Source organism: Mesorhizobium dulcispinae (assembly GCF_033977345.1).
Classification (GTDB): Bacteria; Pseudomonadota; Alphaproteobacteria; order Rhizobiales; family Rhizobiaceae; genus Mesorhizobium; species Mesorhizobium dulcispinae.
This window is the reverse complement of record NZ_JAVIIY010000001.1, coordinates 522,996-541,863: the sequence shown is the minus strand read 5'-3', so window position 1 is coordinate 541,863 and position 18,868 is coordinate 522,996. Positions and strand designations below refer to the sequence as shown.

Genomic DNA, 18,868 nt, shown 5'->3' with positions numbered 1-18,868 from the left:
ACGAATTTCAATCAACTTTTAATCTTTTTTGGCCGCGCCTCTGGACAAGGCGAATCACCTTTGATTCCTTACTGACGATTCGGGCGTGCGGCGTAGCCGGGTCGTCAAGTATGCGGCAAATCGGGGAGTGCCATTTATGGCCAAGACGGACGCGTGGGGCGCGCCCGGAGAGAAGGCTTTTGCGCGTCGCGAGGCAAGGGGCGACGGGCTTGCCGGCAATGCGCGCCTGATCGCCGAGCCCGCCTATCAGCGGCTGGTGGCGGCGGAGCCGCTGCTGCGCCGCTCGATCCCCGCACTGATCATCATCTTCCTGATCGTCATCGCGGCGCTTCGCTTCCTGTCGCTAGTGAACGATCGCGACGCGGTCGAACGCGACGCCAAGGCGGTGCTGGCTTTGGCCGCCGGCCAGATGGCGCAGGCGATCACCGCCGACCCGAATGCGGCAGGCGCCAATGCCGTGGATCTTCTGGAAAGCACCAGCCGTCAAGGCGCCATGGGCCGCAGCCATGTGCTGGCGATCACCGACGGCGCCTTCAAGATCATCGCGGTGTCGCCATTGTCGACCGGCTGGCAGGGGCGCTCGCTTGACAGTCTTGTGCTGGGCGGCCAGCCGCTGTTCATGTTCGGCGACCGCGCCGGCGTGATGGATGTCAGCATCGGCGGAAAGGACTGGCTTGCCGCCGTCAGCCTCACAGGCGACCGCAAGAACGCCGCGGCAGTGCTGGTGCCCAAGGACGCGGTGTTCGACGGCTGGCGCAAGACGGTGTCGCTCAACGTAACGCTGTTCGTGCTGACGGCGGGCGTGCTGATCGTCATCCTCTATGCCTATTTCGGCCAGGCGGCGCGCGCCCAGGCGGCCGATCGCATCTATCTCGAAGCGCATCAGCGCATCGACATGGCGCTGGTGCGCGGCCGCTGCGGGCTGTGGGATTGGGACATGGTGCGCGGCAAGATGTACTGGTCGCGTTCGATGTACGACATGCTGGGCTATGAGCCATGCGATACGATGCTGTCGTTCGGCGAGGTCGACGAGATCATCCATCCCGACGACGGCGATCTCTTCGAGCTCGCCAACCGCATCGTCGAGCGCGAGATCGACCATATCGACCAGGTGTTCCGCATGCGCCATGCCGACGGACAGTGGGTGTGGATGCGCGCCCGCGCCCAGGTGATCGACCCGGAGGCGCCCGAGATCCAGCTGATCGGCATCGCCGTCGACGTCACCGAGCAACGCCACCTGGCGCTGCGTTCGGAAGCGGCGGACATGCGATTAAGAACCGCGATCGAGAACATCAACGAATCCTTCGTGCTGTGGGATGCCGCCGAGCGGCTGATCATGTGCAATTCCAAATTCCAGAAGGACAATGGACTCTCGGATCGTGACGTTGTGCCGGGCGCGACCCGCGACATGCTGGAGGAGCGCATGCTCGCCTTCGCCTCGGAGCGCAGGCTGGCCAATGCCAACGGTCCGCACGGGGGTGTGACGCTGGAGCGCCAGCTCGCCGACGGCCGCTGGCTGCAGGTCAACGAGCTCAGGACCCGGGATGGCGGCATCGTCTCGGTCGGCTCCGACATCACCCAGATCAAGCTGCATCAGGAAAAGCTGGTCGACAGCGAGCGGCGCCTGATGGCGACCATTCACGATCTCAGCCTCGCCCGCCGCGCCGAGGAGGAACGCGCCAAGGAGCTGGTCGAGCTCAATCGCAAATACATGAAGGAAACCGAGCGCGCCGAGGCGGCGAACCGCGCGAAGTCCGAATTCCTCGCCAACATGTCGCATGAATTGCGCACGCCGCTCAACGCCATCATCGGCTTTTCCGAGCTGATGGAACAGCGCCTGTTCGGGCCGCTGGGCTCGGAGCGCTACGAGGAATATGCCAGCGACATCAACGGCAGCGGCAAATACCTGCTCGGCGTCATCAATGACATCCTCGACATGTCGAAGATCGAAGCTGGTCAGTTCTCGCTCGACCGCGAGGAGATCGACCTCTGCCCGCTGATCAAGGAAACGGTTCGAGTCATCTCGCTGCAGGCAGCGGAAAAGTCGATCACGGTGGAAACGCGGATCGCCGACTCGATGCGGCTCTACGCCGACCGTCGCGCAATCAAGCAGATCGCCATCAACCTACTCTCCAATGCGGTGAAATTCACTGGACAGGGCGGCAAGATCACGGTCCGGGCGCGCAGCGCGTCGGGCGCGCTGGTGCTCACCATCGAGGACAATGGCTGCGGCATCCCGAAACAGGCGCTGAGCAAGCTCGGGCGGCCGTTCGAGCAGGTGCAGAACCAGTTCTCCAAGAACCACACCGGCTCGGGACTCGGGCTGGCCATCTCGCGCTCGCTCGCCGAACTGCAGGGCGGCGCTCTGAAGATCCGCTCCACCGAAGGCGTCGGCACCATCGTGTCGGTGCGCATCCCGCTGAAAAAGTCACCGCCGGCGGTGAAGGTGGCGGCCTGAACAATCGAGGCCGTTCCATTCGGCCTCATTCTTGAAAAGTTATCTATTTTATCTATTTTGGATAGAGAGGTGACTTAATCATGCGTGTAACATCGACGGAATTCCAACAGAATGTCGGCCGCTTTCAGGATGCCGCTCAACGAGCGCCGGTCGCCATAACGAAGAACGGCCGAACTCATACCGTGCTCCTGTCGGCGGCAATGTTTGAAGTGCTGGTCAAGGGACGGGTTGCCAGGCCCGTCGAGGACCTTGACGACGAGACGCTCAGGGCCATCGCCGAAAGTGCAGTCCCATCCCAGTTTGATGAGCTGGATGAAATGCTCAAAGACTGGACGCCGTAGCCTGCCCAAGCGTCGGCGGGACAGCACCCCCTCTGTCTTGCCGGACATCTCCCCCGCAAGGGGGGAGATCGGCAGCTTCGTTCGCGACGCTCATCCTCCGGGAATCACTGAAGCTTCGACAACCTCAGCTTTCTCGGTCGGGGCCGAATGGACAACCTCCTGAAAGCTCACAACTAGCTCAGCGACTCAAGCCGGGTCTTCTCCTGTAGCATCACCACCCCCGATGCGACCGGGTGCGCGTTGCGACGCTCCCGAACGAAGCAAAAGGTCGAAATCTTTCCTGACCTTCCGCGACGTCTCCTTGAGATGTGCTTCGAGCACACCGAAATCCGGCAGGTCGGTGGCCGCCAGAAGCAGATCCGAAAGTCCCGGCGGGACATCGTCGCGCTGGAACTCGCCGGTGAGGCAGAGCCTGATCATCTGGGTCAGCGCCAGATAGAGCCGCCAGGCCTCACAAAGCTCCTGCCGGACATCGGGGACCGCGAAACCGGGCGCCAGTCGTGCCAGCACGTCCGCCGTCGCCGTCACCCGGCGGCCAGGCTCGACAGCGCCGGTGATGACCGCAACCTGGGCGATGAATTCGAGATCGATGAGACCGCCGGGGATGAGCTTGATGTCCCAGAGATCGCGCGGCGGCTTTTCCTTCTCGATCAGCGCGCGCATCTCGGAGGCTTCCGCCTTCACCTTGGTGCCGTCGCGCGGCTGAGCCAGCACCGCCGCCACCTCGTCCTCCACCTCGGCGCAAAGCGCTGCGTCACCGCCGATGGCGCGGGCTCTCGCCAGCGCCATATGCTCCCAGGTCCAGGCATCCTGGCGCTGATATTTCTTGAAGGCGTCGACATGGGTGGCGACCGGGCCTTTGTTGCCTGAAGGGCGGAGGCGCAGGTCAAGTTCGTAGAGTACGCCTTCGGCCGTCGGCGCGGAGACGGCGGCGATCAGCCGCTGCGTCATGCGCGTATAGTAGTGCGAAGGCGCCAGCGGCTTCTCGCCGTCGGATTCCTCCGCATCCGCGTCGTGGTCGTAGAGCAGGATGATGTCGACATCCGAGCCCGCGGTGAGCTCGCGGCTGCCGAGCTTGCCCATGCCGAGCAAAGCCACCCTCCCCCCTGCGATCAACCCGTGACGCTGTGCGAACTCGGCAGTTACGGCGTTGAGCGCGGCCTCGATGGTGAGGTCGGCCAAGTCGGAGAAGGCGCGCCCCGCCCGCGCCGTATCGATCGAGCCGGCAAGCAGGCGCACGCCGATCAGGAATTTCTGCTCGGAGGCGAAGATGCGCAGGCGGTCGAGCACGTCCTCATAGGCGCGGTCGCCCTCGATGAAGGCCGCAAGACGCGCCGAAAGATAGGCGCGGTCCGGCAGTTCGGTGAGCAGGGCCGGGTCGAGCAGGCCGTCGAAGACATGCGGCCTGCGCGTGATGATGGCGGCGAGCCTTGGGGCGGCGCCCATGATCGTCGCCATCAGCTTGAGCAGCGCCGGGTTCGATTGCAGCAGCGAGAAAAGCTGGATGCCGGCGGGCAGGCCGGCGAGGAATTCGTCGAAGCGGACCAGCGCCTCGTCGGCGCGGCGCGTCTGGCCGAAGGCCTGCAGCAGCGCCGGGGTCAGCTCGGTCAGCCGCTCGCGCGCTTCTGCCGATTGCGTCACGCGGTAGCGGCCGAAATGCCAGCCGCGGATGACGCGGCAGATGTCGCTCGGCCGCTGGAAGCCGAGCCGGTGCAAGGTCTGCAGCGTGTCGGGGTCGTCGACATCGCCGGTGAAGACCAGGTTGCCGACGTCGGCTGACAGTTCGGGCGCCGTCTCGAACAGCGCCGCATAGTGCCGTTCGACCTGCTGCAGCGAAGCGCGGAAGGTTTTCGCGAATTCCGCCTCGTCCGCAAAGCCCAGCATCAGCGCGATGCGCCTCAGTTCCTCGTCCTCTTCCGGCAGGATATGCGTCTGCTCGTCGGCCACCATCTGGATGGCGTGCTCGACACGGCGCAGGAACCAGTATTGCCGGGTCAGCGCGTCGCGCGCATCGGCGGTGATCCAGCCGCGCGCAGCGAGCGCGCCCAACATCGGCACGGTTTCGCGACCGCGCAGTTCCGGAAAGCGGCCGCCGGCGATCAGCTGCTGCGTCTGGACGAAGAACTCGATCTCGCGGATGCCGCCGCGGCCGAGCTTGACGTTGTGGCCCTTCACCGCGATTTCGCCATGGCCCTTATGGGCGTGGATCTGGCGCTTGATCGAATGGACGTCGGCGATCGCGGCATAGTCCATGTATTTGCGCCAGACATAAGGCTGCAATTCCTTGAGGAAGGCGGCACCCGCGGCAAGGTCGCCGGCCACCGGCCGCGCCTTGATCATGGCGGCGCGCTCCCAGTTCTGGCCGCGCGCCTCGTAGTAACGCAGCGCCGCCTCGACCGGGATCGCCAGCGGCGTCGAGCCGGGATCGGGCCGCAGCCTCAGATCGGTGCGAAACACATAGCCGTGTTCGGTGCGGTCCTGCAGGATGCGCACGAGACGGCGAGTAAGGCGCGAGAACAGCTCCGTCGCGTCAAGCGGATCGACGACGGCCGGCGCCTCCGGATCGAAAAAGACGACGAGATCAATGTCGGAAGAGAAATTCAGCTCATGCGCGCCAAGCTTGCCCATGCCGAGCAGGATCCAGCCCGAGCCGCGCGCCGGGTCTTTTGGATGGGGCAGCTTGAGCTTGCCCTGCCCGTGCGCGTCGAGCAGGAGGAAATCGACCGCGGCGCGCGTGCAGGCGTCGGCAAGATCGCTGAGGCGACGCACGGTGAGCGCGGTCTCGGCCTCGCCCGCGAGGTCGGCGAGCGCGATCAGGAAATGAGCCTCGGTCTTCCATTGCCTGAGCGCCATCATCAGGCTCGATTCCGAGACATTCTCGGCCCGCGCCGCGCGATCGATCGCCTCGCCGATCTCGTTGAGCCGCGCTTCGATCGTCTGGTCGAACAGCGTGTCGAGAACGGCCGGCCGGCGACGCGCCGTGTCACGCAGGAATGGCGACAGGTCGAAAATAGCGGCGAGCAGATCCTGCGACGGCCCCTCGCCTGCCAGGAACACGGCGAGACGTGGCAGCCCGTCTTCCCCGGCGGCGTCCGCGATCTCGGACAATTCCCGTCGGGCATGGCCGCCATCCAACGGGCGAAGCGCCAGCGTCGGGCGGAGTTGCCATTCGGTCTCGGTCTTTTTCTTTGCCATTCTCGCCGCCATCAATGCGTCTCCCGTGCCGGGAAACTCATGACAACGGACAATCCGGGATTGGCGGGCAAAAGATCAAGCCTGCCGTTGTGGAAAGTCATGATCGCCTTGGCGAGGCTGAGGCCCAGGCCCGAACCCGGCTGCGACCGGCTCTTTTCCAGCCGCACGAAGCGCTCGGTGGCCCTGGCGCGGTCGGCATCGTCGGGAATGCCATGGCCATTGTCGGCGACGGCCAGCTTGACCTCGCCGCCGGTGCGCTCCAGCGTGACGCGCACTTTCGGGCTCTCGGTGGCGCCGGTCGAGTATTTGATCGCGTTGTCGACGATGTTCGACAGCGCCTGGCCGATCAGCTCGCGATTGCCGTTGATGGTGACGGCTTCCGGCACCGTCGCTTCCAACGCAACGCCAGCCTCTTCCGCCACCGGCTCGTAGAGCTCGACGACATCACTCACGGTGGCGGCGAGGTCAACCGGGCTGGTCATCTCGGAGGAATAGCCGGTCTCCAGCCGGGAGATCATCAGGATGGCGTTGAAGGTCTTGATGAGTTGGTCGGACTCGGCGATCGTTCCTTCCAGCGCCTGGCGGTAGTCGGCCGTCCTGTGCTTGCCGGCAAGGGTCGCCTCGGCGCGGTTGCGCAGCCTGGTCAGCGGCGTCTTCAGGTCGTGGGCGATGTTGTCGGAGACCTGCTTCAGTCCCTCGTTCAGCGTGGCGATGCGGGCAAGCATCGTGTTGAGGTTTTCCGACAGGCGGTCGAATTCGTCGCCGGCGCCGGTCACTGGCAGCCGTCCGGTAAGGTCGCCGCCCATGATGCGGCGGCTTGCATCGGAGACGCTGTCGATGCGCTTCAGCGCAGAGCGCCCGACGAAGAACCAGATCAAGAGCCCGCCGACCCCCATCATGCCCAGCGCCAGCATCAGCGAGCGTTTGATGACGGCGCGGAAGCGCTCGGGCTCGCCGAGGTCGCGGCCGACCAGCATGATCATCTGGTTGGGCAGCCTCAGCACCAGCGCGATGGCGTTGTGGCCTTTCTCGCCCTCCGACTGCGCACCGCCGGCACCGGGCGGCGGCGCGGTCTGGTCTCCGCCGCGCAACCGGTCTAGCTCGCCCTCGCCGAAGCGCTGGTAGGAAAACGGCTCGGTCGTCCAGCCCTCGGTCTCGATGACCCCCGGCTCCAGGCTCTGCACATTGCCGGTCAGGATCTGGCCGTTGGCGTCGGCGATCAAATAGAGGTTGGCGCCGGGCTGGCGGGAGCGAGCCTCCACGACGCGCACCAGCACCGGCAGGCCGCCGCGTTGATAGGCCTGGGCCAGGCCCAGCACCTCGTCGTTGATCGTTTCCTGCGTCTGCGCGGTCAGCATGCGCGCCGACAGCGACGTCATGTAGAAGACCAGAAGCACCGCGCAGAGCGCGAAAAGCAGAAGATAAAGCGCCGAGAGCCGGGCCGCCGTCGTCCTCATGATGGCCGGCAGGGAAAGAGCCATGATCGGCTTTACCCGCCCTTCAACATGTAGCCGGCGCCGCGGATGGTGTGCAGGATCGGCTTGTCGAAGCCCTTCTCGATCTTGCCGCGCAGGCGCGAGACGTGGACGTCGATGACGTTGGTCTGCGGATCGAAATGATAGTCCCAGACATTTTCCAGCAGCATGGTGCGCGTCACCACCTGGCCGGCGTGGCGCATCAGATATTCGAGCAGGCGGAACTCACGCGGCTGCAGCGTGATCTCGCGGCCGGCGCGCTTGACCGAATGGGAAAGACGGTCGAGCTCGAGATCGCCGACACGGTAGACGGTCTCGGATTCCCTGGTGCCGGCGCGGCGGTTGAGCACCTCGACGCGGGCGAGCAATTCGGAGAAGGCGTAAGGCTTGGTCAGATAATCGTCGCCGCCGGCGCGCAGGCCGGTAACGCGGTCATCGACCTCGCCCAGCGCCGACAGGATCAGCACCGGCGTGGTGTTGCCGCGCGAGCGCAGCGCTGCGATCACCGACAGGCCGTCGCGGCGCGGCATCATGCGGTCGACCACCATCACGTCATAGTCGCCGGCATCGGCGAGCGCGAAGCCGGTCTCGCCGTCGCCGGCGACATGGGCGGTATGGCCCGCCTCGGCGAAGGCCTTCTTGAGGTAATCCGCTGCCTCGCGATCGTCTTCCATGACGAGAATCTTCATGGAGCCGTTATACGCGATTTCGGCGGAAGATTGAGGGGCAGCCATTCCACTTAGCCCTTGTGGTGAAGCGGCAGCGGGTGATGGGAAACCCGCTGCCGCCAGGAGCGAAACACGGTGACTGACTGACGTGCTCGGCCCCATGTTTTCCCGGCGGCGGCTCGGGGGTATTGAAACCACCGCGCGGGAAAAGCTGAAAGCCGAGATGTCAGCCCTTGCCGACCGGCAGCGCGACGAAGCGGTTCGTGTCGTCACGGGTGATCTGCATCAGCACGGCCTTGCGGCCCGACTTGGCAGCGTCCGTCATGGCCTTGGAAACGTCGTCGGTGGTGTTCACCTCATTCGAATTGATCGAGGTGATGACGTCGCCGGGCTGGATGCCGCGATCGGCGGCATCGCTGTCCGGATCGACATCGGTGACGACCAGGCCCTTGCCGTTTTCCGACTTGGTGACGGTGAGGCCGAGATCGGCAAGTGTGTCGGCCTTGGCGGGAGCCGCCTGTTTGTTGCTGTCCTCGTTCGAGGCCTGCTTGTCGCTCGAAGGCAGCGTGCCGAGATCGACCTTGACCGTCTCGTTCTTGCCGTTGCGCCAGACGGTGACGTCGACCGACTTGCCCGGCGCATAAGCGCCGATCATGCGGGCGAGTTCCTTCGGCGAGGCGACATCCTTGCCGTCGACCTGGGTGATGACATCGCCGGCCGAGATGCCCGCCTTCTTGCCGGGACCGGCGTCCTGCGCGCTCGAAACCAGCGCGCCCTTGTCCGACTTCAGGCCGAGCGACTCGGCGATGTCGGAGGTGACTGGCTGGATCTCGACGCCGAGCCAGCCGCGCTGGACGGAGCCGTTCTTCATCAGGTCTTCGACGACCTGCTTGGCGGTCGAGGCCGGAATGTCGAAGGCGATGCCGACGCTGCCGCCCGACGGCGAGAAGATGGCGGTGTTGATGCCGATCACCTGGCCGTTGAGGTTGAAGGTCGGACCACCCGAATTGCCGCGGTTGACCGAGGCGTCGATCTGGATGAAGTCGTCATAGGGACCGGCGCCGATATCGCGGCCGCGGGCCGAGACGATGCCCGCGGTCACGGTGCCGCCGAGGCCGAACGGATTGCCGACGGCCACGACCCAGTCACCGATGCGGATTTTTGAGTCGTCGGCGAAGTCGACATAGGTGAACTTGTTGTTGCCATCGACCTTCAGCACGGCGAGGTCGGTGCGCGGATCGGTGCCGATCAGCTTGGCGTCGAGCTCCTTGCCGTCATTGGTGACGACGGTGAAGTCGGAGCCTTCCGAAACGACGTGGTTGTTGGTGACAAGGTAGCCGTCCTCGGAAATGAAGAAGCCCGAGCCTTGAGCGACCGGACGCGGCTCGCCATTGCCATGGTTACGGTGGTTGAAGGGGCGCATGCCGAACTGGCCGCCCTGGTCGCCGAAGCCGCGGAACTCCTTGAAGAAGCGGCGCAGCTGCGGATTGTCGGGCAGGTTGTCGAAGCCGTTTTGATCGTCGGAGCCGTCGTCGGCCGTCGGCTGGATCTTGGCCTTGACCTTCACGCTGACGACCGCCGGCGAGACGTGCTCGACGACATCGGCGAAGCTCGGCACCTGCGGAGCCTCGACGCGCACGGCATCGGCCAGCACGGGGGCAGTGCCGGTTGCGAGCATGCCGGCGCCGACCGTGCCGACGAGGGCCAAGGAAGCAACAGCCGCCATCAGGCGCTTGCGGGTGCGGGAGTATGGATTGGGGGCAATATTCATGGGGTTTCGTTTCCTCTTTCGAAGGGATGCGCTCAGGCGAAGCATCCTCGGACAGGAGGATTAGAGGCACACACATTACGGCGCCATTTCCGGTACATGAAAATTTTGTAATGTTGGGCGATCGGCAGGGATGCGTTGGGATCACGAGGTTCAAAATGACCACAGGCCATACCAACCGAATTCGAGTCTCAGTCGATTGGGAGACCAAGATGATCGAAGGCATCAAGCGCGGGATGGCCGATGCAAAGGCGGGCCGTGTGGTGCCTCATGAAGCTGCGATGGCGGAAATCGATGCTGTGATCGAGGCCGTGGAAGCCGAGCGCACAGGCAGGGTGTGAGACATGCCGCGCTCGGAGCCTTGGCGGAAGCACTCGCGACGTCGTCATCCCAGGGCGAAGGAGGAGCGAAGCTCCGTCGCGTAGACCCTGGGTTCCATTCCGTGACCTCGATCGTAGAGTGCAGCGGAGCAGAATTCTGGACGGCCGCGACGCCTCGAAGTCACGGAATGGATCCTCGGGTCTGCGCCGCGTCGCTTCGCTCCTTGCTTCGCCCGTGGATGACGACGGCACAGGGGTCTCGGCCAACCTCCTAGGTCCGCAATTCGTGCGCTAATCGCGCAGCATCTTGTCCAGCGCCGCCTGTTCTTCGGCGCTGAGAGTGCTGGCCGATGCCGGGCGGCGCGAACGGGCGCTGAACACGATGAAGATACCGCCGGCCAGGAGCAGAAGCGCCGGGGTGCCCCATAAAAGCGCGTTGCGCAGGCTGAAGCGCGGCTTCAAGAGCACGAACTCACCATAGCGCGAGACGATATAGTCCATCACCTGCTGGTCGGTGTCGCCGGCGACGAGGCGCTGGCGCACGAGGATGCGCAGGTCGCGGGCAAGGTCGGCATCGGATTCGTCGATCGACTGGTTCTGACAGACCATGCAGCGCAGGCCTTCGGAAAGCGCGCGTGCGCGCGCCTCCAGTGCCGGATCCGGCAGCACTTCGTTAGGCTTCACAGCCTGCGCCGCGCCCGCGAAGAGCAGAGCAAGCAGGAAGATCAGCGAGGCGAGCTTTGCTTTCATGTCGGGCTCGCGGATGCTGCGGCGGCAGCCAGCTTGCGGCGACGCGACGGCGCGCCGACGCGCAGTCGGCGATCGAGCAGCGACATGGCCGCACCCGCCATCATCACCAGGCCGCCGCCCCAGATGAGGGTCACCAGTGGCTTCCACCACAGGCGCACGACGACGGAGCCGTCATTGCCCTCGTCGCCGAGCGACAGATAGAGCTGGCTCAAGCCCAGCGTCCTGATGCCGGACTCGGTCGTCACCGTCTGCCGCACTGGATAGAAACGTTTTGCCGAGGTGATCTCGCCATCGGCGTTCCCGTCCGGGCCGACCAGCACGAAACGGCCGCGATCCTCGGTGAAGTTCGGGCCTTTCTGCGGGAAAAGTCCTACGAGGCGCAACGTATGGCCGGACAGTTCCACCGTCTCGCCGGGACGCATGGTGAGGATCTTCTCGGTGCCGAAGGACAGCGTGGCGACGATGCCGAGCAAGGTCAGCCCGAGGCCGAGATGGGCAAGTGCTGTGCCGAAGACCGAGCGCGGCAGGCCGGCGAAGCGCCGCAGCATGATAGCGGGCGCCACCGAGCCGATACCCGACTTGACGGCAAGGTCGGTGAGCGCGCCGGCGACAAGCCAGACGGCGAGCCCGACGCCAAGCGCGGCGAAGACGGAGGCGCCATCGATGAACAGGCCGGTGACCAGCATCGCGGCAAGCGCCACCGCGAAGGCCGCCATCAGGCGCTGCGAAGCGGCGAAGATGTCGCCGCGCTTCCAGGCAAGCAGCGGGCCGAACGGCACGATGGCGAGCAGCGGCAGCATCAGCGGACCGAAAGTCAGGTCGAAGAAGGGCGCGCCTACCGAGATCTTGCCGCCGGTGATGGCTTCGAGCGCCAGCGGGTAGAGCGTACCGACCAGCACCGTCGCGGTTGCCGTGGTGAGGAACAGGTTGTTGAGGACGAGCGCGCCCTCGCGCGAGATCGGGTGGAACAGGCCGCCGGCAGTCAGTGTGGAAGCACGCTGCGCAAACAGCGCCAGCGAGCCGCCGATGAACAGCGTCAGGATGCAAAGGATGAAGACGCCGCGCGCCGGATCGGTGGCGAAGGCGTGAACCGACGTGAGCACGCCGGAGCGCACCAGGAAGGTGCCGAGCAGCGACAGCGAGAAGGTGAGGATCGCCAGCAGCAGCGTCCAGATCTTCAGCGCCGAGCGCTTTTCCATGACGATCGCCGAGTGGAGCAGCGCGGTGCCGGCGAGCCAGGGCATGAAGGAGGCGTTCTCGACAGGATCCCAGAACCAGAAGCCGCCCCAGCCAAGCTCGTAATAGGCCCAGTAGGAACCCATGGCGATGCCGCCGGTCAAAAACATCCAGGCGACCAGCGTCCAGGGCCGTACCCAGCGTGCCCAGGAGGCGTCGATGCGGCCTTCGATCAGCGCTGCGACCGAGAAGGAGAAGCAGATCGAGAAGCCGACATAGCCGAGATAGAGCAGCGGCGGATGGATGGCGAGGCCGAGGTCCTGCAGGACCGGGTTGAGGTCACGGCCTTCGATGGGCGCCGGGTTCAAGCGGATGAAGGGGTTGGACGTCGCCAGGATGAACAGGAAGAAGGCGGCGCCGATCATGCCCTGCACGGCAAGCACATTGGCCTTGAGCGTCGCCGGCAGGTTTGAGCCGAAGACGGCGACGAGCGCGCCGAAGAAGGTCAGGATCAGCACCCAGAGCAGCATCGAGCCTTCGTGGTTCCCCCAGGTGCCGGTGATCTTGTAGATCATCGGCTGCAGCGAATGCGAATTCTCCCAGACGCTCGCCACCGAGAAGTCCGAGCCGGCATAGGCGGAGGCCAGAGCCGTGAAGGAGAGCGCGGTGAGCGCAAAGCCGGTGACCGCGACCGGACCGCCGACCGCCATCAGCCGCTGATTGCCGGTGCGGGCGCCGACCAGCGGCACCAGCATCTGCACCAGCGACAGCGCGAAAGCGAGGACGAGGGCGAAATGTCCGGTCTCAACCACGGTTGCTACTCGCTCTTGCTCTCTTGCCAGACACCCTTGGCCTTCAGGCCGTCGGCGACTTCCTTCGGCATATACCGCTCGTCATGCTTGGCTAAAACACTGTCGGCGACGAAGACGCCGTCCGGGCCGAACGCACCCTCGGTGATGACGCCCTGCTCCTCGCGGAAGAGGTCGGGCAGGATGCCGGTATAGGTGACCTTCACGGACTTCTGCTTGTCGGTGACCGAGAAGGCTACCGTCGCGCCCTGCCCGCGCACGATGGTGCCCTTCTCGACCAGGCCGCCGAGACGAATGCGCTGTCCAGGCTGGACCGTCGCGGTGGCGAGGTCGGCGGGCATGTAGAAATAGGAGGCCTTCTGTCCCAGCGCGTAGAAGGTGAGCCCGGCGGCGGCGCCGAGGAAGGCCAGCCCCGCCACGATCACCGACAATCGCTTCTGCTTGCGCGTCATCTCCTACTCCGTCGCCGTCACGCCGAGCGAGGCGGCAAAGGCGGTAAATTTCTTGGCTTGCTCGCTGTCGGCCCCGAAGGCCGCAACGGCGCGGCCGAGCGCGTCGCGCGCCTGGTCGGCCTTGCCGAGCACGACGTAGGAACGAATGAGCCGCATCCATCCTTCCTCGTCGCGCGGATTTTGCTTCAGCCGATCGTCTAGTCCGGCGACCATGGTCTCGATCATCGCCTGCCGGTCCTGCGGCGACATCTGCTGCGCCGCCTCGACCTGATCGGCATCCGGGCCGTTTGCCGGCTTGCCGGCCGCAACCGGTGGCTCGGCCATTTCGGCGAGCGCCTGTTGGACGGCGCTGCGCCAGGGCGAATCCGGTGCAAGCTGGCCGAGCATCTTCTGCCAGGCAGCCGCGGCTTCCGTCTTCCTGCCTTCCTGGGCAAGGCCCATCGCCAGATAGAAGCCTGCTTTGGCGTTGGCGGGGTCGAGCTTCAAGGCCGCGTCGAAGGCGCCTTGAGCTTCGGCCGTGACGATGCCACCGGCGGCGTTCGTGATCGCTTCGCCGAGGCCGGCCTGGCGAACGGCGCTGTCACCGTCTAGCCGGATCGCGTTGCGATAGGCGGTCACCGCGTCGGCATAGCGCTGCAGGCGCAGATAGACCGGTGCCAGCACGTCCCAGCCCTTACCGTCCGATGGGTTGGCGGCGAGGTGCGCCTCGGCGCGAGCGACCAGCTCGTCGACCGAGGAATCGGCCGGGTTCTTGGCGAGCCGCTCGGCCAGCGGCTGCGAGGGCAGGTCGGGCGTGCCGAGCGCGCCGTAAAGCCCCCAGCTCACCAGCGGCACTGCCAGCACGGCGGCGGTGGCGACCAGTTTTGCGGATCGCGAGGGGCGCGGCGCGTCCGTGCCGACCTGGCTGCCGGAGCCGAGACGCAGGATGCGGCGGCCGATCTCGGCACGCGCTTCCTCCGCCTCGCCCGGCTGGATCAGGCCGCGCGCCATGTCGCGGTCAAGCTCGGAAAGCTGATCGCGATAGACTTCGAGGTCGTGATCGCCGGCGGCCGACGCGCCTTTCGTGCCGCCGGCCAGCGGCAAAAGCACCGCCAGGCTGGCGCCCAGCGTGAGGATTGCGGCTATGACCCAGAACAGCATGGCTATTCCAATAAAGGCAGAGACTTGCCCTGCCAACACGGACGTCCTGCGACGCTTTGACGGCAGACGCGCCGCTCCGCCTTGATCGATGTCAAACCGCGCCGACGACCCGTTGTCTGACTTAGGTCAGCGGCGTCCAGCTGCCATCGGCATTGCGGCAGGCGGTGCCGCGCGCCGTGACCCCCGCACCACTCGTATAAACGGTATGGGTGTACTGGCGGCAGTCCTGCGAGCCGACCCGATAGGGCTGGGCCGCGACCACCTCGCCATAATGAGTCGAGCTGTCGCCCTTCCACGTCACCTTCTGGCCGCTGGCGTTGTATTCCAGCGCCTTGTATTCCGCCTCGAGGCCCTTGCGCTTTTCGGCATCGCTCAGACCCGAACCGATCGTGCCGCCAATAAGACCGCCATTCATGGCCGCGACGATGCTGGTTCCAACCTTGCCGGCGGCCGGCGGCGTGGCGACGGGCGTGACCGGAGAGGTCGGGCCACCCCTGCTCAGCGTGGTGCAGCCCGAAACGGCCATCAGGGCGGAAACGAGCGCGACGCGAATCTTCATGCCAGCAACCGGTTCTCTTGAGCGGGATGGATTGGGGGCCACGCCATCGGGGAGATTTTCGTGGCCATAGTGTTGATATTTGTCGGAAATTTGGCCGCAGCCAGCCGCACGCAAATCGATAAAAAACATTATTGAAGGCTCCGCAATCTTACCACCGCCCTCAAGCCGCCCATGCCGGACCGTTCCAGCGCCAGGGCGCCTCCATACTCGTTGACGAGGTCGGCGACAATGGCCAATCCGAGCCCCGTTCCCGGCTTCGTCTCGTCGAGCCGCTTGCCACGCTTCAACACTTCCCGCGCGCTGTCCTCGGGAATGCCGGGGCCGTCATCCTCTATAACGATTTCAAACAGGTTGGCGCTTCCCGCGACAGCGGCGACCGAGACGGCCACGGCGCTCTTTGCCCATTTCATGGCATTGTCGAGCAGATTGCCGAGCAATTCCTCCAGATCCTCGCGCTCGCCGGCAAAGACGACCTCTGCCGGCGGCGGCGACAGCGTAAGCTTCGTGCGCGGGTTGAGCTTTTGCAGCACGCGCACCATACGCTCGACCAGCGGCGTCACCGGCGTGCGGAAGACCACGCTGTCGCGCTGGGCGGCGAAGCGGGCGCGCTGCAGATAGTGATCGACCTGCTTCTGCATCGAGGCGGCCTGCTCGGCGATGAGCTGGCCCTTGGCGCCGCCGAGCGCGCGGCCTTCGTTGATCAAGACGGCAAGCGGCGTCTTCAGCGAATGCGCGAGATTGCCGACCTGGGTTCGGGAGCGCTCGACGATGCGCTTGTTGTTCTCGATCAGCGCATTGGTTTCGTTGGCCAAGGGCTCGATCTCGGCCGGAAAACGCCCGTCGAGCCGCTGCGCCGTGCCCTCGCGCACCATGGCGAGCGCATTGCGCACGCGACGCAGGGGCTGCAGGCCCAAAAGGATGGCGATGGCGTTGATGGCGATCATGCCGACGCCGAAGAGCGACAGATAGGTGAGCAGCCGGCGCTGGAAGCTCGCGATCTCCTGCTCGAGCTCGCTATGGTTGCCCATGACGCGGAAGCGCGCGGCGCGGTTCTTGGCATCGAGCACGAACTCGCTCTCGAACACTTCCAGCTCCTCGCCCTTGATGCCTTCGGTCGAGTAGCTGCGTTGGAAATTCGCGTTGAAGGGAACCTCGGCAACGCTCGGCGACAGGATCGAGGTGGTCATCGAGGAGGAATGGATTTCGCCGTGGACGCCTTCGGAGGCCGGCTCCACCGACCAGTACCAGCCGGAATTCGGCTCGGAGAAGCGCAGGTCTCCCAGGTCGGGCGAGCCGGTGAGCGCGCCGCTGTCCGAAATGCCGACGGAGCCGATCAGGTTGAACAGATGCGCCGAAAGCAGGCTGTCGAAGCCGCGCTCGCTGGCCTGGCGGTAGAGCGTGGTGATGAGCGTGAAGATGACGACCAGCGTCAGAATCGCCCAGACCGTCGAAAAAGCGATGACGCGGAAGGTCAGCGAGCGCGGCCAGAGCCGCAGCCTGGAAAGCCACGTTCTCATCGTCGGCTTCAGCGGTTCCGCGTCACGCCTCCGGTTCTCGCATGCGATAGCCCATGCCACGCACGGTTTCGATCATGTCGATGCCCATCTTCTTGCGAAGCCGCCCGACAAAAACCTCGATGGTGTTGGAATCGCGATCGAAATCCTGGTCGTAGAGATGCTCGACCAGCTCGGTGCGCGACACCACCTCGCCCATATGGTGCATCAGATAGGCTAGCAGCCTGAACTCATGCGAGGTGAGCTTCAGCGGCACGCCGTTGACGTCTGCCTTGGAGGCCTTGGTGTCGAGCCTGAGCGGCCCGCAGGTGAGTTCGGACGAGGCATGACCGGCGGCGCGGCGGATCAGCGCCCTCACCCTGGCCAGCACCTCCTCGATATGGAACGGCTTAGTGACATAGTCGTCGGCGCCGGCATCGATGCCGGCCACCTTGTCGCTCCAGCGGTCGCGCGCGGTGAGGATCAGCACGGGCATCTTGCGCCCGCCGCGGCGCCAGCGCTCGACCACGCTGATGCCGTCCATCTGCGGCAGGCCGATGTCGAGCACGACGGCATCGTAAGGCTCGGTGTCGCCGAGGAAATGCCCCTCTTCGCCGTCATAGGCGCGGTCGACGACATAGCCGGCATCGACCAACGCATCCGCCAGTTGGCGGTTCAGATCCTTGTCATCCTCGACGACGAGCACGCGCATGGGTTGAAGCCTGTTGTTGCATAGACGTATAGGCCGATTCCGCCGGCCAAGGAAACTTTAAGCCTGCTAAGAGAAAGGGGCTCAGTTCAGCGGCACCACGATCTCGGAACGACGCGGACGCTGGCCGTCCTTGCCCGGCACCAGCACGACGATGACGCACACCTGCTGTCCGCCGCGCGTCGCCTGCGAGGCCTTGGCGAGCGTGCCGCCATTTTGCGCCGCGACCTGCTGGCCGATCGCGTAGCAATCGCTGGCGGCAAGCACCATCGGCTCATCGGCCGACGGCTCGACGGCCGGCACGGCGATCGCCTGCGACGCAAAAAGGCCCGCTGCGGCAAGCGTCAGTGTCGCGGCGCGGATATGGGAGCGGAACGTTTTCATGATCACGGTTCTAACGCATCTGTGCTGAACGTGAAATGAACGGTGAACGGCCGAAAATCCATGCCCGCCATGCCCCCATAATATTTGTTCTTGCTGCCGTGGCCCCCTCAGGCCAAGCCCCGGATTCATAGCCGGAAAAGCACCGGCGCGGCTACGGTTTTCGCGCGCGCGATTGTGCTCTAATTAGCGTCCGTAAAGAGAGCGACAACGGAGTATGCCATGACGCGTGAGGACCTTGCCGACCGCTACAAAGGCTACATCGCCTGCCTCAACGAACAGGACTGGGACAATCTCGGCCGCTTCGTCGGCGAGGCGGTGCAGCATAACGGCGAGACGATCGGGCTTTCGGGCTACCGCCGCATGCTGGAAGGCGATTTCGAGTCCATTCCCGATCTGCGTTTCAACATCGAGCTTCTGGTATCGGAACCGCCACGCGTGGCGGCGCGCCTGCATTTCGACTGCAGGCCCAAGAGCGTTCTGTTCGGCCTGCAGGTGAACGGCAAGCGCGTCTCCTTCGCCGAGAACGTCTTTTATGAATTCCAGGATGGGCGGATATGCGAGGTCTGGTCGGTCATCGACAAGGCCGCGATCCAGGCTCAGCTTTAGCAGGCTGTTGAAAAACTGTTTTGTTCAGGGAACGTATCGGAATCAAACCCGGCACAGATCAGAGTCAAAACGGGTATCTCCGAGACTTTTTCATCAACCTGCTAGAGCAGGTTCGGTCTCAACCACTCTCTTGCGTCAGCGCGCGAAAACGCAGCAGCCCGTGATGGACCTCCAGGTCATCATCATAGCGCGCCTCGGCGAATTCCAGCGACAGGCGCGTCTGGCCGCGCGGGCCGATCGAGAGTGCCGCACCGTCGAGGCGTGCCTTGATGCTGTCCATGATGAGCCGTGTTTCGGCCTCGCCCTGCGCCTTCGACCAGACATGCAGCGTGATGAGCTGGTCGTCGTTGTTGTCAGTGCCGGTGTCCAGGTCGAAGGCGCTGGTGCGCCCGTAGGTGACGTGCGGAAAGGCCGCCTTGGCGCTCGCCTGCTCGAGCAAGCCGGCGCCACCCAGCAGCGCCGACAGTGACGCATCGGTCTTCAGTCGCAGGAACAAGGCCTGCATCAAATCGCCAGGCGCCGTCATCTACCGTCCATCGTCAAAAGCCCTATCGCCAGTCTGACC

General features: G+C 64.9%; 17 protein-coding genes. 4 read left to right on the top strand and 13 right to left on the bottom strand.

Features of this window, described 5'->3' with window-relative positions; genetic code table 11:
• Positions 1-136 precede the first annotated feature (136 nt).
• Positions 137-2,458, top strand: coding sequence for a PAS domain-containing sensor histidine kinase (locus RFN30_RS02415; RefSeq protein WP_320260536.1), 2,322 nt, complete (start codon positions 137-139; stop codon positions 2,456-2,458).
• Between the two features lie 80 nt (positions 2,459-2,538).
• Complete coding sequence (locus RFN30_RS02410; protein WP_320260535.1) at positions 2,539-2,799, top strand: type II toxin-antitoxin system prevent-host-death family antitoxin; 261 nt, start codon at positions 2,539-2,541, stop codon at positions 2,797-2,799.
• A 186-nt stretch (positions 2,800-2,985) separates the two neighbouring features.
• Here the strand turns inward: RFN30_RS02410 and RFN30_RS02405 are convergent, their stop codons facing one another.
• From RFN30_RS02405 to RFN30_RS02390, 4 genes are all read right to left on the bottom strand, one after another.
• The gene (locus RFN30_RS02405; RefSeq protein WP_430698518.1) at positions 2,986-5,994 is read right to left on the bottom strand and encodes a bifunctional [glutamine synthetase] adenylyltransferase/[glutamine synthetase]-adenylyl-L-tyrosine phosphorylase; all 3,009 of its coding nucleotides are present in this window, start codon (positions 5,992-5,994) and stop codon (positions 2,986-2,988) included.
• 11 nt (positions 5,995-6,005) lie between these two features.
• A complete protein-coding gene (locus tag RFN30_RS02400) occupies positions 6,006-7,475 on the bottom strand; it encodes a sensor histidine kinase (RefSeq protein WP_320260533.1) in 1,470 nt (489 codons plus the stop codon).
• Between the two features lie 8 nt (positions 7,476-7,483).
• Positions 7,484-8,158 carry a response regulator transcription factor gene (locus RFN30_RS02395; RefSeq protein ID WP_320260532.1) on the bottom strand — a complete coding sequence of 225 codons (675 nt, stop codon included), beginning with the start codon at positions 8,156-8,158 and terminating at the stop codon, positions 7,484-7,486.
• 205 nt (positions 8,159-8,363) lie between these two features.
• On the bottom strand, positions 8,364-9,908 hold the full coding sequence (locus RFN30_RS02390; protein ID WP_320260531.1) for a Do family serine endopeptidase: 1,545 nt from the start codon (positions 9,906-9,908) through the stop codon (positions 8,364-8,366).
• Between the two features lie 209 nt (positions 9,909-10,117).
• Between RFN30_RS02390 and RFN30_RS02385 the strand changes: the two genes are divergently transcribed.
• On the top strand, positions 10,118-10,246 hold the full coding sequence (locus RFN30_RS02385) for a hypothetical protein (RefSeq protein WP_430694746.1): 129 nt from the start codon (positions 10,118-10,120) through the stop codon (positions 10,244-10,246).
• 270 nt (positions 10,247-10,516) lie between these two features.
• Here RFN30_RS02385 and RFN30_RS02380 read toward each other — a convergent pair whose 3' ends face one another.
• The 8 genes from RFN30_RS02380 to RFN30_RS02345 all read right to left on the bottom strand — a co-directional run bounded on the left by RFN30_RS02380 (position 10,517) and on the right by RFN30_RS02345 (position 17,697).
• Positions 10,517-10,975 carry a cytochrome c-type biogenesis protein gene (locus tag RFN30_RS02380; RefSeq protein ID WP_320260530.1) on the bottom strand — a complete coding sequence of 153 codons (459 nt, stop codon included), beginning with the start codon at positions 10,973-10,975 and terminating at the stop codon, positions 10,517-10,519.
• Complete coding sequence (locus tag RFN30_RS02375; protein WP_320260529.1) at positions 10,972-12,963, bottom strand: heme lyase CcmF/NrfE family subunit; 1,992 nt, start codon at positions 12,961-12,963, stop codon at positions 10,972-10,974. The genes RFN30_RS02380 and RFN30_RS02375 overlap by 4 nt, the downstream gene beginning before the upstream one ends.
• Positions 12,964-12,968: 5 nt before the next feature.
• Positions 12,969-13,412: a cytochrome c maturation protein CcmE gene (gene ccmE, locus RFN30_RS02370; RefSeq protein ID WP_320260528.1), complete on the bottom strand. Its 444-nt coding sequence runs from the start codon at positions 13,410-13,412 to the stop codon at positions 12,969-12,971.
• Positions 13,413-13,415: 3 nt separating this feature from the next.
• Positions 13,416-14,552 carry a c-type cytochrome biogenesis protein CcmI gene (ccmI, locus tag RFN30_RS02365; protein ID WP_320260527.1) on the bottom strand — a complete coding sequence of 379 codons (1,137 nt, stop codon included), beginning with the start codon at positions 14,550-14,552 and terminating at the stop codon, positions 13,416-13,418.
• Positions 14,553-14,673: 121 nt separating this feature from the next.
• Entirely contained in the window at positions 14,674-15,240 is a 567-nt protein-coding gene (locus tag RFN30_RS02360) for an RT0821/Lpp0805 family surface protein (RefSeq protein ID WP_320260526.1), read from the bottom strand.
• On the bottom strand, positions 15,240-16,628 hold the full coding sequence (locus RFN30_RS02355; protein WP_320260525.1) for an ATP-binding protein: 1,389 nt from the start codon (positions 16,626-16,628) through the stop codon (positions 15,240-15,242). The genes RFN30_RS02360 and RFN30_RS02355 overlap by 1 nt, the downstream gene beginning before the upstream one ends.
• A 22-nt stretch (positions 16,629-16,650) precedes the next feature.
• The gene (locus RFN30_RS02350; RefSeq protein WP_041002188.1) at positions 16,651-17,316 is read right to left on the bottom strand and encodes a response regulator transcription factor; all 666 of its coding nucleotides are present in this window, start codon (positions 17,314-17,316) and stop codon (positions 16,651-16,653) included.
• An 81-nt stretch (positions 17,317-17,397) separates the two neighbouring features.
• On the bottom strand, positions 17,398-17,697 hold the full coding sequence (locus RFN30_RS02345) for a hypothetical protein (protein ID WP_320260524.1): 300 nt from the start codon (positions 17,695-17,697) through the stop codon (positions 17,398-17,400).
• A gap of 219 nt (positions 17,698-17,916) precedes the next feature.
• On the opposite strand from RFN30_RS02345, the gene RFN30_RS02340 reads away from it, so the two are divergent.
• Positions 17,917-18,303, top strand: coding sequence for an ester cyclase (locus RFN30_RS02340; protein ID WP_320260523.1), 387 nt, complete (start codon positions 17,917-17,919; stop codon positions 18,301-18,303).
• A 118-nt stretch (positions 18,304-18,421) separates the two neighbouring features.
• On the opposite strand, the gene RFN30_RS02335 is transcribed toward RFN30_RS02340, so the two are convergent.
• Positions 18,422-18,829: a DUF3168 domain-containing protein gene (locus RFN30_RS02335; RefSeq protein ID WP_320260522.1), complete on the bottom strand. Its 408-nt coding sequence runs from the start codon at positions 18,827-18,829 to the stop codon at positions 18,422-18,424.
• Positions 18,830-18,868 lie beyond the last annotated feature (39 nt).

Excerpts from the sequence above, each read along its gene's own strand:
- RFN30_RS02415 (WP_320260536.1), top strand. The coding sequence starts at position 137 with ATGGCCAAGACGGACGCGTGGGGCGCGCCCGGAGAGAAGGCTTTTGCG.
- RFN30_RS02410 (WP_320260535.1), top strand. The coding sequence starts at position 2,539 with ATGCGTGTAACATCGACGGAATTCCAACAGAATGTCGGCCGCTTTCAG.
- RFN30_RS02405 (WP_430698518.1), bottom strand. The coding sequence starts at position 5,994 with ATGGCAAAGAAAAAGACCGAGACCGAATGGCAACTCCGCCCGACGCTG.
- RFN30_RS02400 (WP_320260533.1), bottom strand. The coding sequence starts at position 7,475 with ATGGCTCTTTCCCTGCCGGCCATCATGAGGACGACGGCGGCCCGGCTC.
- RFN30_RS02395 (WP_320260532.1), bottom strand. The coding sequence starts at position 8,158 with ATGAAGATTCTCGTCATGGAAGACGATCGCGAGGCAGCGGATTACCTC.
- RFN30_RS02390 (WP_320260531.1), bottom strand. The coding sequence starts at position 9,908 with ATGAATATTGCCCCCAATCCATACTCCCGCACCCGCAAGCGCCTGATG.
- RFN30_RS02385 (WP_430694746.1), top strand. The coding sequence starts at position 10,118 with ATGATCGAAGGCATCAAGCGCGGGATGGCCGATGCAAAGGCGGGCCGT.
- RFN30_RS02380 (WP_320260530.1), bottom strand. The coding sequence starts at position 10,975 with ATGAAAGCAAAGCTCGCCTCGCTGATCTTCCTGCTTGCTCTGCTCTTC.
- ccmE (WP_320260528.1), bottom strand. The coding sequence starts at position 13,412 with ATGACGCGCAAGCAGAAGCGATTGTCGGTGATCGTGGCGGGGCTGGCC.
- ccmI (WP_320260527.1), bottom strand. The coding sequence starts at position 14,552 with ATGCTGTTCTGGGTCATAGCCGCAATCCTCACGCTGGGCGCCAGCCTG.
- RFN30_RS02360 (WP_320260526.1), bottom strand. The coding sequence starts at position 15,240 with ATGTTTTTTATCGATTTGCGTGCGGCTGGCTGCGGCCAAATTTCCGAC.
- RFN30_RS02355 (WP_320260525.1), bottom strand. The coding sequence starts at position 16,628 with ATGAGAACGTGGCTTTCCAGGCTGCGGCTCTGGCCGCGCTCGCTGACC.
- RFN30_RS02350 (WP_041002188.1), bottom strand. The coding sequence starts at position 17,316 with ATGCGCGTGCTCGTCGTCGAGGATGACAAGGATCTGAACCGCCAACTG.
- RFN30_RS02345 (WP_320260524.1), bottom strand. The coding sequence starts at position 17,697 with ATGAAAACGTTCCGCTCCCATATCCGCGCCGCGACACTGACGCTTGCC.
- RFN30_RS02340 (WP_320260523.1), top strand. The coding sequence starts at position 17,917 with ATGACGCGTGAGGACCTTGCCGACCGCTACAAAGGCTACATCGCCTGC.
- RFN30_RS02335 (WP_320260522.1), bottom strand. The coding sequence starts at position 18,829 with ATGACGGCGCCTGGCGATTTGATGCAGGCCTTGTTCCTGCGACTGAAG.